Here is a 16,059-nt window from a genome sequence, read left to right on the forward strand (position 1 = left end):
TTTAATATTTAATTCAAAAGTACATTATTTTATGGTTAGTAAAAACCAAATAAAGCTTATCTCAAGTTTGCATCAAAAAAAGCAGCGTTTTGTTAATCAATTATTTTTTGCTGAAGGAGTAAAAGTAATTCAAGAATTGCTGCAATCCAATTTTGAATTAGAACATTTATACACTACATTAAATGATTTCGAAGCAGTTGATGCTTCAAAACGAACGCTTATTAATGATCAAGAACTGAAAAAAATAAGTGCCCTGTCGACTCCAAATTCTTGTTTAGCAGTTTTTAAAATTCCAGCCGAAAACAAAATAATCGATTCGGGATTAATTTTAGCTTTAGACGATATTAGAGATCCTGGAAATTTAGGAACCATTTTGCGTCTTTGCGATTGGTTTGGTATTAAGCAGATTGTCTGTTCTAAAGAAACAGTAGATATCTATAATCCGAAAGTAGTACAAGCTACAATGGGGTCTATTACCAGAGTAAATGTAAGCTATGTTGATTTAAAACTTTTTCTTGCTCAAACTAAACTGCCTGTTTTTGGAACTTTTATGGACGGAGAAAATATTTATCAGTCTAAATTACCTCAGGAAGCAATCATTATAATGGGTAATGAAGCCAACGGGATTTCAGAAGAAATTGAAAAAATAGTAACAGACCGTCTAACAATTCCTAGATTTGGAGAGCTGCAAAAAACCGAAAGTTTAAATGTAGCTACTGCAACAGCAATTATTCTCAGTGAGTTTAAACGAAATAGTTGATGTTTTGTTTTAGTGGAAAGTAAAATTTATTAAAATCGCTCTAGATTTCATCGAATCGATATTATCTGTCCACGGACTTGGCCCGTTTATTGGTTTATCGCGAATTAATTCATCCGAAATTCCAAACATTCCTCTTACAGAAGGAGAGAAGATAAAATATTCTGTGAAGAAATCAATTCCAAAACCAACCTCGTAGGCAGCTGTCCATTGTTTTACTCTAAATTTTCCTTCAAAATTGTCATCAGAAGATTTAGAATTACTAGACAGATTTAAGGTAGTCGACATTCCTCCAACTAAATAAGGACGAATGTTTCCAGTTCTTAAAGCTGAAAACTTAACAAGTAATGGAAAATGAATATAAGTACTGTTTACTTCTCTTAAATAATCGCTTTCTGAAGTTCCAACGCCAGGAAAATATAAATCTCTTTTGGTATAATACAAACCTGGCTCAAAACGAAGGTTAATATATTCCTGAAGTCTTAAATCGGCTACGACACCAACATTAAATCCAGTAGTTTTTTTAACCTGAATATCTTCCTGTACAGGATTTTTGTAGTCAAATTTAAAGTCAAAACTATTAAAACCTAAATAATAACCAAAGTAAACACGCTGTTTCTGCCAGTTTTCCAGGTTAATTATAGGATCTTTGCTAAACATATTTTTAGCAAATTGAGAATGTCCTTTTGTCGTTAAGACCAATAAAAATAAGATTACAACTTTTTTCATACTATTTTTTAGATGCAGAATAAATTGTTGCGACACCAAAAGTTTGGGGCATTGCCACAACATCTATAAACCCAGTTTTTCTCAAAATATTGTTCAAAGCCTCTCCATAAGGAAAAGCCGCCGCCGATTCAGATAAATAGCCATAGGCATCATTGTCTTTAGAGAACAGTTTTCCTATTAGCGGAAGTATATTTTTGCTGTAAAAATTATAGCCTTGTTTATAAGGAAATTTATCTGGAACAGAAGTTTCTAAGATAACAAATACTCCATTTGGTTTTAAAACTCTTAAGATTTCTGCAAAACCTTTTTCTAAGTTTTCAAAATTTCTTACGCCAAAACCTACTGTAATTGCGTCAAAATAATTGTCCTCAAACGGCATGTTTTCAGAATCGCCCAAAACAAGTTCAATAATATTAGAAAGTTTTTTTTCTTCTACTTTCTTTTTTCCGACTTCCAGCATTCCGGCAGAAATATCCAAGCCAATAATTTTTTCAGCATTAGTTTGTGCCATCAAAATGGCTAAATCGCCAGTTCCTGTTGCAATATCCAGGATAACTTTTGGTTTTTTGTCTGATACAATTTTTAATACTTTTTTACGCCATTTAACATCAATTCCAAATGAAATTACACGATTCAAATTGTCGTAATTCCCAGAAATGGTATCAAACATTTGGGTTACTTGCTCTTTTTTACCTAGTGAAGAGTCTTTATACGGAGTTACTTTTTCAGACATTTTTTTTATTTAGGCAAATATAAACAATCTAGGTTAACTGTAATTGAGTTTTTTAATTTGTAAAATAAATGTTTTGCAGTGTTTTTATTGAAACATACTATAAGGGCAATCGTGCCATCCCTAAATCTAGGTATTTTGTCAAAATCCCTAAATCTTGGTATTGTCTAATAGCGCTATTATGAGCAACTTTGTTGAAGTAAAAATGATTAAAGTTTTAATGATTGATAGTCGCTTTAACTTAAGCAAATGATTACTTTTTTTGCGCTGGTAATTCATTTGTTCTTGAAGAAGTTTTGTAAGTATTATTCTTGGGGGAAATACTATATTTAAGTGCAAAGTACGTTCTTAGGATTAAATTTGTTTTTGGAAATTTTAATTTTCTGCCTTTAATATCTTAGTGGTATTTGTTATTAAAGGCGTTTTGAGACTTAGGTCTCAAATAACATTAAATGTTATTCAGTTTTACAGATGTTTCTTAACATTTGTGATTTTTTTTAAACAAAAATTTTTCTTGAGCGAGTTAAGCAACAGTTCAGTTATTTTAAAAACATCCTCCCTAAAAAGAGGATGTTTTTTATTTATTTTCTAATGTAAGTTTCATAAGTGTAGTCATAAAGATGCTTTTCGTCTTTAAAATTTTCTTCAGATTCCACTAAAACCCATTCACTTTTATTGATTTTAGGAAAAAAAGCATCTGCTTCAAAAGAATGATGCACTTTGGTCAATTCAATAATATCGGTAAATGGAAGGCCAAGATTGTAAATTTCTCCGCCGCCAATAATGTAGCTGTCATCGTCTTCAGGACATACAGCAAGAGCTTTTTCAATACTATCTACAACAATACATCCTTCTGGGTTATAATTTTCTTGTCGAGAAATTACAATGTGAACGCGATTTGGTAATGGTTTCGGAAAACTTTCAAAGGTTTTTCTACCCATAATAATATGATGGCCGGTAGTTAGCGATTTGAATCTTTTAAAATCATTTGGCAGATGCCAAACTAATTCGTTGTTTTTTCCAAGCGCATTATTTTCGGCTGCTGCCGCTATCATTATAATCATATTATGCCTAACTAAATTTTATTTTCATTCTCTTCATTAATAGAAGATTCAAGCTGACTGATTCTTTTTTGCTGTAAAGCAACTAGTCTGTCAATTTGTTCCCTTTCCCATTTTTTATTCATAAAACGGTCGGTTATGTACACTTTTATAAAATGCAGAATAAAAAGGAAAAGCCAGATGGTAATACCCCAAATACACCAATTTTGAGTTGAGCCTTCTCCGAAACCAAAAAATCTATTGGCGACAAATAAAAATAAACTTCCTAGAAGGAAAAGAACAAAGTGAAAATATAAGACTTTTTTTTGTCTTAAGCGGCGTCTAGCGTATTCGTACTGTTCGTGTGCTTCTTTTTCCATAAGATAAAAATCAGATTATAAAGTTAAAATTTATTTTTGAAAGTCAGTATTTTGCATATAGAATATTTGTTTTTAAATATTCTAAGAATTTGAAAAACAAAATTTTAACAGCTTTAAATTATAAATAAAGCGAAAATGTTATACTCTTTTTGGTATTATGATAAATCGGTTCTGATGGTAGACCGTGTTTCGCTGATTTTAATTATTTTAGATGTATAAATCTAAAAACGAAATAGTTATGTCTTTAAAGAAACAATTTGTGAAAACGAAACCAGTATGTAAAGTTACGTTTTCAATAGATGCTAAAGATGCAGATTCTGCTGCTGTTGTTGGAGATTTCAATAATTGGAATGCCGAAGAAGGCGCTTTGAGTAAATTGAAAAACGGAACTTTTAAAGCAACTTATGACTTGGTTAAAGATGCGATTTATGAATTTAAGTATCTGGTTGACGGAAATTACATAAATGATCCAGAAGCCGATTCTTATAAATGGAATGATTTTGCTGGAAGTGAAAACAGTGTTTTAATTGTATAAAAAAATCCGCTTTAATTTTAAAGCGGATTTTTTTGTTTATACAGCGACACTTCCTTTTATAGCAGGATGCGGATCGTAGTCAACAAGTGTGAAATCACCATAATCAAAATCAAAAATGTTTTTAATCTCTGGATTTAAAATCATTTTTGGTAATGGTTTTGGTTCTCTCGTAAGTTGCAATTCTAATTGCTCAAAATGATTGTTGTAGATATGTGCGTCGCCAAAAGTGTGAATAAATTCGCCTGGCTCTAAGTCACATACTTGCGCAATCATCATAGTCAGCAATGCATAAGAAGCAATATTAAAAGGAACCCCTAAAAAGATATCGGCACTTCGCTGATATAATTGACAAGAAAGTTTTCCTTTTGTTTCTCCTTTTTCAGGATCTGGACTTGCTACATAAAACTGAAAAAAAGCATGGCATGGAGGCAACGCTGCCTTGTTGTTGGCAACATTTTCTTCAAAAGATTTTGTTGTATCTGGCAGAACCGAAGGATTCCAAGCCGAAACCAGCATTCTTCTACTATTCGGATTTGTTTTTAATTCTTTAATTAATTCAGAAATCTGATCAATTTCTTCACTGTTCCAATTACGCCATTGATGACCGTAAACAGGTCCTAAATCGCCATTAGAATCTGCCCATTCATCCCAGATTTTTACTCCGTTTTCCTGAAGATATTTTACGTTTGTATCACCTTTTAAAAACCAAAGCAATTCGTAAATGATGGATTTTAAATGAAGTTTTTTAGTTGTAACCATTGGGAAACCTTCACTTAAATCAAAACGCATTTGGTAACCAAAAACACTTTTTGTTCCAGTTCCAGTTCGGTCTCCTTTTTGATTGCCGTTTTCTAAAACGTGTTTTACTAAATCTAAGTATTGTTTCATTTGTTTGTTTATTCGGTTATTCGTTTAATTGTTTAATCGATTTAACGAATAAACGGTCAACGATTAAACATTGAATTTATCTTCTAGAGATTTCGTCTCTAATTTTGGCTGCTTTTTCATAGTCTTCCTGAGAAACAGCTTGATCCAAAAGTTCGTTTAATTCTTGCAAAGAATGTTTTGCGTATACATCTCCAGACTGATTGCTTTCTTCTTCGTGTCCGAAAGTTTCAGGATTAGAAAGAACATCATCAATTTCCTGAGCTCCAGAATCTGTTTCGGCAGTATTTGATTTTAGATAAATACCCGCTTTGTCTAAGATGTTTTTATAAGTGAAAATAGGAGCGTTAAAACGTAATGCCAAAGCAATAGCATCTGAAGTTCTAGCGTCGATAATTTCTTCGATTTTATCTCTTTCGCAGATTAAGCTTGAATAAAAAACGCCATCAACTAATTTGTGAATGATAACTTGCTTAACCACGATATCAAATCTTTCAGCAAAATTTTTGAATAAATCGTGAGTTAAAGGACGTGGCGGTTTTATCTCTTTTTCTAAAGCAATAGCGATTGACTGGGCTTCAAAAGCGCCAATAACAATAGGTAATTTTCTTTCGCCATCCACTTCATTCAAAATTAAGGCATAAGCGCCATTTTGAGTTTGACTGTATGAAATTCCTTTTATGGATAATTTTACTAGACTCATATATGTTTGTAAAAAAGGCACTTAGCGCCTTATTTTAATACTGTTTTTGATTAGAAAATAAAGCTGCAATTTTAATCAAAAAATATGGAACAAAAAAGCTGCCTATAAACAAAGATACAACATCTTGTTTTTAGGCAGCAATATTTTTAAAGAGAATTCTTTGTATTAAGAATGCTGAGCTTTGAAAGCTTTTAATTTCTCTGTTAATTCTGGGACTATTGTAAAAGCATCTCCTACAATACCGTAATCGGCAACTTTAAAGAAAGGAGCTTCTGGATCGTTATTGATTACAACTTTCACTTTAGAAGAGTTAATACCTGCAATATGTTGGATCGCTCCAGAAATACCTACAGCAATGTATAAGTTTGTTGCAACTGGTTTTCCTGTTTGTCCAACGTGCTCGCTGTGAGGTCTCCATCCTAAATCTGAAACTGGTTTAGAACAAGCAGTTGCAGCACCAAGAACAGCAGCTAAATCTTCAATTAATCCCCAGTTTTCAGGGCCTTTTAATCCGCGTCCGCCAGAAACTACGATATCAGCATCAGCGATAGAAACTTTTCCAGAGACTTTTTCTACAGATTCTACTTTTACGCCAAAATCGTTATCTCCAATTGTTGGGTTAAAGTCTTCTGCAGCAGCAGCTCCAGCGCTTTCAAAAAGTCCGTAAGAGTTTTTAGCTAAACCAAGAACTTTTACATCTGTACTGATTTCTGTGATATTGAAAGCTTTGTTTGAGAAAGCGTTTCTTTTTACTTGAAATGGAGAAGTGCTAACTGGCAATCCAACCACGTTTGAAGCGAAACCAGCTTGTAATGCCACCGCAACAAGTGGTGAAAGATAAATACTGTCTGTTGTAGAAGAAAGTAAAACTACTTTTGTTCCTTCTTTTTCAGCAGCTTGTTTGATAACATCAGCGTAAGCTTTTGCATTAAAACCAGCTAATTTATCGTTGCTTACTTTTAAAACTTTATCAACTCCGTATTTGCCTAACTCGCTTACGTCGCTGATGTTTACAGTCAAAGCTGTAACAGTAGTTCCTAATGATTCGGCTACTTTTTTAGCGTAAGAAGCTAATTCGAAAGCAACTTTTTTAAATTTTCCTTCTGCAGATTCTGCGTATATTAATATTGACATGATTTTTTTGTTTAGAGGTTTCAAGTTTCAGGTTTCAAGTTTGAAAACTGAACACTAAAAAACTGATTACTGAATACTAGATTACTTTCGCTTCGTTGTGTAATAAATTGATTAACTCATCTAAATTATCTGCAGAAACTAATTTTACTGCTGATTTTGGAGCTGGTTTTTCAAATTTCACCGCTTTTGTATTTACATCAGCATCAACTGGCTCAAGATTAGTAAGCGCTTTAGTTCTTGCTGTCATAATTCCTCTCATGTTCGGGATACGTAAGTCTTTCTCTTCAACAAGACCTTTTTGCCCACCGATAATTAAAGGAAGAGTAGTGCTTACAGTTTCTTTTCCACCGTCGATTTCACGAACTGCTTTTACGTTGTTTCCGTCAATAGTCAAAGCCGTGCAAGAGTTTAAGAAGTTAGAGCCTAAAATTCCAGCAATCATTCCAGGAACCATTCCTCCGTTATAATCTAAAGATTCTTTACCTGCAATTACTAAATCGTAACCACCGTTTTTAATTACTTCTGCTAATTGTTTTGCAACAAAAAATCCGTCAGTAGGATTTGCATTAACACGAATTGCTTCGTTTGCACCAATTGCCAAAGCTTTACGCAATGTTGGTTCAGTATCAGGACCTCCAACGTTTACAACCGTTACATTTGCTCCTTGCTGTTCTTGGAACCAGATAGCACGTGTAAGACCAAATTCGTCGTTAGGATTAATTACATATTGTACGCCATTAGTGTCAAATTCTGAGTCACCATTGGTGAAGTTAATTTTTGAAGTAGTATCAGGCACATGGCTGATGCAAACTAGTATTTTCATAAGTATATATTTTGAATTTATAATATGCTTTTACAAATTTAGAATATTATTTGGAATAATTATACTATGCATGCATAATATTTTTTAAAACTATTACGATTTCGCTGATTGTGCAGTTTGAAGTGAATTTTATCGGATTCTAAAAATAAAAAAACAGCTATTTTGTCTGATTGTTAGGAATTTTGCAATGATTGGCAATTTGTTGGGAAATTAATTTTGTATGATAAATACTAATATTTGAATTTTTACGTTTTGATGAAGGGATTCTGAAGAAACAAGAATTAAACAAATCAATAAAAGTTTGTCTGAAAAATATTTTTAAATGTTTAAGTGTAGAATATACGTTATTATATCGATTTCGTAAATATCACAATAAAGTTTAAAAAGTTAAAACGAGGGAACAGATAGAAGTTCATGCGATTTTAAATTCAATTTATGCTTTTAAGTTATTTAAAATATTTATTTTTGCTCTTCAGAAAATTCAACATACAATATAAAATATGAGAACAATACAATTTAGAGAGGCCATTTGCGAAGCGATGAGCGAAGAAATGCGTCGCGATGAATCCATATATTTAATGGGCGAAGAGGTTGCAGAATACAATGGAGCTTACAAAGCTTCAAAAGGAATGCTTGCTGAGTTTGGTGAAAAAAGAGTAATTGATACTCCGATTGCTGAGCTTGGTTTTTCAGGAATTGCTGTAGGTTCGGCAATGAACGGAAACCGTCCAATTGTAGAATATATGACATTCAACTTCTGTTTAGTTGGTATTGATCAAATTATAAACAACGCTGCTAAAATGCGTCAAATGACAGGAGGACAATTTAATGTGCCTATCGTTTTCCGCGGACCAACAGCTTCTGCTGGTCAATTAGGAGCTACTCACTCACAAGCTTTAGAAAACTGGTTTGCAAATACTCCAGGTCTTAAAGTTGTTGTTCCTTCAACTCCTTACGATGCAAAAGGACTTTTGAAATCAGCTATTCGTGATAACGATCCAGTTATTTTCATGGAATCTGAGCAAATGTACGGTGACAAAGGAGAAGTGCCAGACGGAGAATACACAATTCCACTAGGTGTTGCTGATATTAAACGTGAAGGAACAGATGTAACAATCGTTTCTTTCGGAAAAATCATCAAAGAAGCTTTTATCGCTGCTGATGAATTAGCTAAAGAAGGAATTTCTTGTGAGATTATCGACTTAAGAACAGTTCGTCCAATGGATAAAGATGCGATTTTAACTTCTGTTAAGAAAACAAATCGTTTAGTAATTCTTGAAGAAGCTTGGCCAGTTGCCAGTCTTTCTTCTGAAATCACTTATCTTGTTCAAGAACAGGCTTTCGATTTCTTAGATGCACCAATTCAACGTATTACAACTGCAGATACTCCTGCGCCTTATTCTCCAGTATTGCTTAAAGACTGGTTGCCAAATGCAGGTGATGTGGTAAAAGCAGTTAAAAAAGTATTATACAAATAATACAAATACATAACACTCATAAAACTTCATCAGACAAACATGGATTGGTGAAGTTTTTTTTTACTTTATAATGAACAAATTAACTCTACTTCTCTTATATATTGTATTTGCATTTGCGAATGTTGTTACTGCACAAACTAAGGTGAGTGGAATTGTTTTGGACAAATCAAATCAGCCGATACCTTTTGCAAATGTGGTATTTAAAGGTACAAACATTGGAATTGTTTCTAACGAAGATGGCCGTTTTTATCTAGAATCTGACACTACTTATAAGACTTTAGTTGTAAGTTCTGCAGGATTTTCAGATAAGGAAGTTACTTTAGAAAAAGCAGTTAACTACGATTTTAAAATAGTTTTAGGCGAAGCCGAAGCTTTAAATGAAGTTGTAATTTATACTGGTAAAACTTCAAAGAAGAACAATCCGGCATTGGATATTTTGAGGAAAATCTGGGCACGAAAACGTAAAAACGGATTGTACCAGTTCAATCAATATCAAATGCAGAAGTACGAAAAAGTCGAGTTTGACATGAACACGATTGATAGTGCATTCATGAAAAACAAGCTTTTTAAAGGAATGGAGTTTATTTTTAACCACGTTGATACTTCTGATGTTACTGGAAAAACGTATTTGCCGATTTTCATAAACGAATCGGTTTATGATGTTTATGGAGACAATAAATTAAAGAAAGTAAAAGAGAATTTAACAGGGAATAAAATGTCTGGTTTTAACGGAAATCAGCAGATTTTATCTTTCGTAAAAGACCTTTATTCCGATTATAATATTTATGATAATCACCTGAAATTTTTTGATAAAAGCTTTACAAGTCCGCTGTCTAAAACCGGAATTGATGTATACAATTACGTATTAAAAGACAGTGCTTTTATTGACAAAAAATGGTGTTATAATATTGTTTTTTATCCAAGACGTAAAAACGAATTAACTTTTAAAGGAGATTTTTGGGTTAACGATACCACTTTTGCGATCAAGAAAATTAATATGGGTGTTACCAAAAGTGCCAATATTAACTGGGTAAAAGATATTTACATTGAACAAGAATTTGAAGTTGAAAACGATTCTGTTTTCCTTTTGACTCGCGATTACATGATGTCTGATTTTGCTTTGAACAAAAAAGAAAAATCAAAAGGAGTTTACGGAAAACGAACGACTTTGTATCGCGGACATAAATTCAACATTCAGAAACCAGAGAAGTTCTATAAAGAAGAAGTCAATTTTATTGATAACGCCGTTTATGAACGACCGCCTGAGTTTTGGGAAGAAAATCGTTTTGAAAAGTTAAATAAAGACGAGGCGGGTATTTATAAAATGCTCGATACTTTGCAGACTGTCAAGCGATTTAAGCAGTTGTATAATCTCGTTTCCATTTTAGGAAGCGGTTATATTGAGTTTAAGAACTTTGATTATGGGCCTATCTTCTCTACTTTTGGTTATAACGAAGTAGAAGGCTTGCGTTTAAGAGTTGGAGGAAGAACCTATTTTGGACCAAACGATCCATGGCGTATTCAAGCTTACACAGCATACGGATTTGATGATAATAAATTCAAGTATGGAGTTTCTGGGAAATGGATGGTCGACAAGAAAAACCGAGTTATTATCTCTGGAGGAAATAGGCGGGATATTGAGCAGATTGGTGCGAGTTTAACCACAACAAATGACGTTTTAGGTCGAAGTTTTGCTTCATCAGCTTTATTTACTACAGGAAGCAACGGAAAATTAACCAATATTAATTTGAGTAATGTTTCTGTCGAAATGGAAGCAAAAAAGAATTTTATTGTTTCTGCAGGTTTTTCATATAGAACTTTAGAATCAGCTTCGAAGACATTTAGTCTGGATTATTATACAACTTTACCTAGTGTTACAAATCCTACAGGAACGGTAGAAAGTATGGTGAGACAGGCAGAAGCCAATATTCAGTTTGAGTTTATGCCAAACAGAAAAACGATTGGTTATGGTGTAGAAAGAGATTTAGTCGACAGTCCGTTTAGTCATTTCTTTGTCAATTTCAGTTATGGATTGAAAGGAGTTTTTGACAGTGATTTTGCTTACGAAAAAATTCAGGTTTTCTACAGACAGCCAATTATTATCGGACCTTTAGGAAGAAGTAATATTACAGTTGAAACAGGAAAAACTTTTGGTACAATTCCGTTAGGATTGATGAGTGTAATTCCGGGTAACCAAACTTATTTTACAATAGAAAATACATTCAGTAATTTAAATTTCTACGAATTTGTTACAGATCAATATACAACTCTACAGTGGAATCATGATTTTGGAGGAAGATTATTTGCTAGAATTCCATTTATGAGAAAATTAAACTGGAGAGAATTCATTGGAGTTAGAGCCGTTCACGGAACTATTTCTGATGCCAATCGCGCCATCAATGCTTCAGGATTACCGTACAATGTGCCAGAAAAAGTATATTGGGAATACAATGCCGGAATTGGAAATATCTTTAAAGTATTCCGTCTCGATTTTTCATGGAGAGGAAATTATTTAGATATGCCAGACGCACATAAATTTGCTATAAAAGGATCTTTTGGGTTTTACTTCTAAGTTGCAAAGAGACAAAGTTACAAAGTCGCAAAGGTTTTTCTTTGCGGCTTTTTTTTGTGAAATTATTTCACGCAGATTTTGCAGATTAGAGCTAATTTAAACAGATTTTATTGATAGAATATTTTAAATAAAATCTGCGTAATCTGCTAGATCTGCGTGAAACAAAAAACTTCGAGTCTTGGCGCCTTAGTGGCAACTAATTCATTTATTCTTATTTTTGATTTACTTTAAAAAATCTTATCATGAAGGAAGCCATAGATTTTCTATCCTCTAAAAATCCGATATTTCTAGAAATCATAGAAAAATATGGATTGCCTTCAATTCCAAGACGTCCGCCTGGTTTTGAAACTTTGGTATTGCTGATACTAGAGCAGCAAGTTTCTATAGATTCGGCGAAAGCCACGTTTTTAAAAATTAAAGCGTACCAAACGTGTAATCCTGAAAACATGGCAGTTTTGTCTGATGAAGAATTTAGAAGTTTAGGAGTAAGCCGTCAGAAAACAAAATACATTAAAATTTTAGCGGAAGCGGTTTTAAACAAAGAATTAGATATTGAAAGTTTAGCTTTTAAACCAGCAAAACAAGTCCGTGAAGAATTAATTAAACTAAAAGGCATCGGAAACTGGACTATTGATATCTATTTAATGTTCTGTCTGGAAGAGCCCGATTTGATTCCGCTTGGAGATATTGCCGTAATCAATACCATCAAAGAATTATGGAATATTCACGACAAACTGGAAATGGAAATGCATGCAGAACAGTGGAGTCCCTATCGTTCTTATGCAACCTATTTGCTTTGGCATTATTATTTAAAGAAAAGGAATCGAAATATAACCTATTAAAGGCTTGTTTTTTAAATGATAATGAAGATAATTTAACCTTGTTTTTTATTGTAGAACTAGATTCTTTGGTTATTTTTGCAACCGAAATTATAGAAACAATAAAAAACGAAAATGACCGCAGACAAATTAACGACTTTCGATGTATTAATCGAAATACCAAGAGGAAGCAGAAATAAATACGAATACGATTTTGAAATTAAAAGAATGCGTTTCGACAGAATGTTATTCTCTTCAATGATGTACCCAGCAGATTACGGATTTATTCCAGAAACTTTAGCTTTAGACGGTGATCCTCTTGACGTATTAGTTTTAGTAAACGAACCAACTTTCCCTGGATGTGTTATGGAAGTTAAGCCAATCGGAGTTTTCCACATGGCAGACGATAAAGGACCAGATGAGAAAATTATCTGCGTACCAGTTTCAGATCCAATCTGGAATTCATTAAACGATCTTTCTGATATTAATCCACATTTAGTAAAAGAAATCGAGCACTTTTTTCAAGTGTATAAAGATCTTGAACACAAAAAAGTAGATGTAGAAGGATGGGGAGACGTAAAAGAAGCTTACGATATTATCGCTGAGTGTACAAAACGTTTTGATGACATTGAAAATAAACCAGAAGGATTATTTAGCATTAAATAATTTTTACCTTATTCTAATATAAAAAAAGCAATACTGCCGTCAGGAGTATTGCTTTTTTGTTTAAATTCGTTTTAGTTAGATTGTTGACTATTAACCAAAACCATTAATATATTATGAATGCATTTATGATTTACCTGCCAATTGTAATGGCAGTTTTGGGATTACTTTTCATGGGAATAAAAAGGAGTTGGGTTTTAAAACAAGATGCCGGAGACGGTAAGATGAAAGAGATTTCAGATTACATATACGAAGGAGCCTTAGCCTTTCTAAAAGCCGAATATAAGTTATTAACCATTTTTGTAATTATCGCCAGTTTAGCATTGGCAGGAATTACATTTATTCCAGGAGTAAAAACACATTTATTAATCGTAATTGCCTTTATTTTTGGGGCCTTATTTTCGGCTTATGCTGGAAATATCGGAATGAAAATAGCAACCAAAACAAACGTTAGAACTACTCAAGCCGCGCGTACAAGCCTTCCTCAGGCATTGAAAGTTTCTTTTGGCGGCGGAACCGTAATGGGGTTAGGCGTCGCAGGATTAGCTGTTTTAGGTTTAACAGCTTTCTTTATTATTTTCTTTCATCTTTTTTCTGATGGAGTTTGGAAAGATACTGATACTATGACAGTTGTTTTAGAAACTTTAGCCGGATTTTCTCTTGGAGCAGAATCAATTGCTTTATTTGCTCGTGTTGGAGGTGGAATTTACACAAAAGCTGCCGACGTTGGTGCCGATTTAGTTGGTAAAGTAGAGGCGGGAATTCCAGAAGATGATCCGCGTAATCCTGCTACAATTGCAGATAACGTAGGAGATAATGTGGGAGATGTTGCGGGTATGGGAGCCGATTTATTCGGATCGTACGTTGCAACTGTTTTAGCGGCTATGGTTCTTGGAAATTATGTGATAAAAGACATGGGCGGAAGTATCAATGATTCTTTTGGCGGAATCGGACCAATTTTGCTTCCGATGGCGATTGCCGGTTTCGGAATTCTATTCTCGATTATCGGAACATTATTAGTAAAAATTACAGATGATAATGCAAAAGAAGCGCAAGTTCAAAAAGCATTAAATATAGGAAACTGGGTTTCTATTGTTTTAACAGCTGTGGCTTGTTTCTTCTTAGTACAATATATGTTGCCAGAAACGATGCAGATGAGCTTTTTTGGTGAAGGATCAAAAGCCATTTCGTCAATGCGTGTTTTCTATGCAACCTTAGTTGGATTAGTTGTGGGTGGAGCTATTTCATCAGTAACAGAATATTATACAGGATTAGGCACAAAACCGGTATTGGCCATTGTGCAAAAATCATCTACTGGAGCAGGAACCAATGTAATAGCTGGTTTGGCAACAGGAATGATTTCTACGTTTCCAACAGTTTTATTGTTTGCTGTAGCAATTTGGATTTCTTACGCTTTAGCAGGATTTTATGGAGTAGCATTAGCAGCTTCAGCAATGATGGCAACAACGGCAATGCAGTTGGCAATCGATGCTTTTGGACCAATCTCTGACAACGCTGGAGGAATTGCCGAAATGAGCGAATTACCAAAAGAAGTTCGTACCAGAACGGATATTTTAGATTCAGTGGGAAATACAACCGCAGCGACAGGAAAAGGTTTTGCGATCGCTTCTGCAGCCTTAACTTCATTGGCATTATTTGCGGCATATGTAACCTTTACAGGAATTGACGGAATTAATATTTTTAAAGCACCTGTTTTAGCAATGTTATTTGTCGGCGGAATGATTCCTGTTGTTTTCTCTGCTTTAGCGATGAATTCGGTAGGAAAGGCTGCGATGGATATGGTTTACGAAGTTCGCCGCCAGTTTAAGGAAATTGCTGGAATTATGGAAGGTACAGGAAAACCAGAATACGGAAAATGTGTGGAGATTTCTACAAAAGCCGCTTTACGCGAAATGATGCTTCCAGGAGTTTTAACAATTGGTTTTCCGATTTTAATTGTCCTTTTAGGAAAATTGGTTTACACGCATAATAATCAGTTAATTGCTGAAATGTTAGGAGGCTATATGGCTGGAGTTACCGTTTCTGGTGTGCTTTGGGCAGTTTTTCAAAACAATGCTGGGGGTGCCTGGGATAATGCAAAAAAATCTTTTGAAGCTGGAGTTATGATCAACGGAGAAATGACATACAAAGGTTCAGATGCGCATAAAGCTGCCGTAACTGGAGATACAGTTGGAGATCCGTTTAAAGATACTTCTGGGCCTTCAATGAATATTTTAATCAAATTAACTTGTTTAATCGGATTGGTAATTGCGCCAATTTTGGGTGAAGGTCACGCTCCTTCTGATATTGCTGCAAAAGCATCTTGCTGTGCAAAAACAGAAATGCATGCAGATGGTTTTTCTAAATGCGGAAACATGTCTGGAATGACAAAAGAAGAATGTATTAAAATGTGCAAAGAAAAAGGTTGTTCTGAAGAAGAAACCGCTAAATGTCTAGCTCATTTTGATGCAACTGGAAAATATCAAAAAACAGATTGTTTTGACACTTCAAAATACCAAAATAAATCATCAGTAAAAGTTGAGGTTAAAAATATTAACGGAAAAACTACTGGAACGGTTACTAAAACAGAAAATGGCAAAACAACAACCGAAGTTTTTGAAGGAAATGAGGAAGAAGTTCTAGCGAAAGTTGAAGCTGCGAAATAATAATTTTATCATAGTTCTAATAAAAACGCCTCTTTTTAGACTGCACCCAAAAGTTTAGACAAATTTATAATTAAGTTTGATAATAATGAGCTCGATATTTTATCGGGCTCATTTTGTTTAGATTTGATTTAATTCTTTCGTTATTG

The 16,059-nt window shown here is 33.8% G+C and carries 15 protein-coding genes; 7 read left to right on the forward strand and 8 right to left on the reverse strand.

The features are described from left to right. Window positions 1–31 precede the first annotated feature (31 nt). Window positions 32–760 carry an RNA methyltransferase gene (locus tag EG814_RS18235; protein ID WP_125723319.1) on the forward strand — a complete coding sequence of 243 codons (729 nt, stop codon included), beginning with the start codon at window positions 32–34 and terminating at the stop codon, window positions 758–760. Window positions 761–769: 9 nt separating this feature from the next. Here EG814_RS18235 and porT read toward each other — a convergent pair whose 3' ends face one another. The 4 genes from porT to EG814_RS18255 all read right to left on the reverse strand — a co-directional run bounded on the left by porT (window position 770) and on the right by EG814_RS18255 (window position 3,636). Continuing rightward, window positions 770–1,486: a type IX secretion/gliding motility protein PorT/SprT gene (porT, locus tag EG814_RS18240; RefSeq protein WP_125723320.1), complete on the reverse strand. Its 717-nt coding sequence runs from the start codon at window positions 1,484–1,486 to the stop codon at window positions 770–772. A 1-nt stretch (window position 1,487) separates the two neighbouring features. Next, window positions 1,488–2,219, reverse strand: coding sequence for a bifunctional demethylmenaquinone methyltransferase/2-methoxy-6-polyprenyl-1,4-benzoquinol methylase UbiE (gene ubiE, locus EG814_RS18245; RefSeq protein ID WP_125723321.1), 732 nt, complete (start codon window positions 2,217–2,219; stop codon window positions 1,488–1,490). 578 nt (window positions 2,220–2,797) lie between these two features. After that, complete coding sequence (locus tag EG814_RS18250; protein ID WP_125723322.1) at window positions 2,798–3,280, reverse strand: dihydrofolate reductase; 483 nt, start codon at window positions 3,278–3,280, stop codon at window positions 2,798–2,800. Window positions 3,281–3,291: 11 nt separating this feature from the next. Further along, the gene (locus tag EG814_RS18255; protein ID WP_125723323.1) at window positions 3,292–3,636 is read right to left on the reverse strand and encodes a 2TM domain-containing protein; all 345 of its coding nucleotides are present in this window, start codon (window positions 3,634–3,636) and stop codon (window positions 3,292–3,294) included. Between the two features lie 238 nt (window positions 3,637–3,874). On the opposite strand from EG814_RS18255, the gene EG814_RS18260 reads away from it, so the two are divergent. Further along, complete coding sequence (locus EG814_RS18260; protein WP_125723324.1) at window positions 3,875–4,171, forward strand: isoamylase early set domain-containing protein; 297 nt, start codon at window positions 3,875–3,877, stop codon at window positions 4,169–4,171. Between the two features lie 36 nt (window positions 4,172–4,207). Here EG814_RS18260 and EG814_RS18265 read toward each other — a convergent pair whose 3' ends face one another. The 4 genes from EG814_RS18265 to EG814_RS18280 all read right to left on the reverse strand — a co-directional run bounded on the left by EG814_RS18265 (window position 4,208) and on the right by EG814_RS18280 (window position 7,716). Next, entirely contained in the window at window positions 4,208–5,059 is an 852-nt protein-coding gene (locus tag EG814_RS18265) for a thymidylate synthase (protein ID WP_125723325.1), read from the reverse strand. A gap of 76 nt (window positions 5,060–5,135) precedes the next feature. Continuing rightward, complete coding sequence (locus tag EG814_RS18270) at window positions 5,136–5,759, reverse strand: bifunctional nuclease family protein (RefSeq protein WP_008466556.1); 624 nt, start codon at window positions 5,757–5,759, stop codon at window positions 5,136–5,138. 165 nt (window positions 5,760–5,924) lie between these two features. Further along, window positions 5,925–6,893: an electron transfer flavoprotein subunit alpha/FixB family protein gene (locus EG814_RS18275; RefSeq protein WP_125723326.1), complete on the reverse strand. Its 969-nt coding sequence runs from the start codon at window positions 6,891–6,893 to the stop codon at window positions 5,925–5,927. Window positions 6,894–6,969: 76 nt separating this feature from the next. After that, entirely contained in the window at window positions 6,970–7,716 is a 747-nt protein-coding gene (locus EG814_RS18280; RefSeq protein WP_125723327.1) for an electron transfer flavoprotein subunit beta/FixA family protein, read from the reverse strand. Between the two features lie 500 nt (window positions 7,717–8,216). Between EG814_RS18280 and EG814_RS18285 the strand changes: the two genes are divergently transcribed. The 5 genes from EG814_RS18285 to EG814_RS18305 all read left to right on the forward strand — a co-directional run bounded on the left by EG814_RS18285 (window position 8,217) and on the right by EG814_RS18305 (window position 15,913). Further along, window positions 8,217–9,194 (forward strand): pyruvate dehydrogenase complex E1 component subunit beta, encoded by a 978-nt coding sequence (locus EG814_RS18285; protein ID WP_125723328.1) that lies wholly within the window; start codon window positions 8,217–8,219, stop codon window positions 9,192–9,194. 70 nt (window positions 9,195–9,264) lie between these two features. Further along, window positions 9,265–11,766: a DUF5686 and carboxypeptidase-like regulatory domain-containing protein gene (locus EG814_RS18290; RefSeq protein ID WP_125723329.1), complete on the forward strand. Its 2,502-nt coding sequence runs from the start codon at window positions 9,265–9,267 to the stop codon at window positions 11,764–11,766. A gap of 242 nt (window positions 11,767–12,008) precedes the next feature. Further along, window positions 12,009–12,608: a DNA-3-methyladenine glycosylase family protein gene (locus EG814_RS18295; protein WP_125723330.1), complete on the forward strand. Its 600-nt coding sequence runs from the start codon at window positions 12,009–12,011 to the stop codon at window positions 12,606–12,608. Window positions 12,609–12,719: 111 nt separating this feature from the next. Further along, entirely contained in the window at window positions 12,720–13,250 is a 531-nt protein-coding gene (locus EG814_RS18300; protein WP_125723331.1) for an inorganic diphosphatase, read from the forward strand. A gap of 113 nt (window positions 13,251–13,363) precedes the next feature. Continuing rightward, the gene (locus EG814_RS18305; protein ID WP_125723332.1) at window positions 13,364–15,913 is read left to right on the forward strand and encodes a sodium-translocating pyrophosphatase; all 2,550 of its coding nucleotides are present in this window, start codon (window positions 13,364–13,366) and stop codon (window positions 15,911–15,913) included. Window positions 15,914–16,059 lie beyond the last annotated feature (146 nt).

Source organism: Flavobacterium ustbae (assembly GCF_003946915.1).
In the GTDB taxonomy this organism is placed as follows: Bacteria; Bacteroidota; Bacteroidia; order Flavobacteriales; family Flavobacteriaceae; genus Flavobacterium; species Flavobacterium ustbae.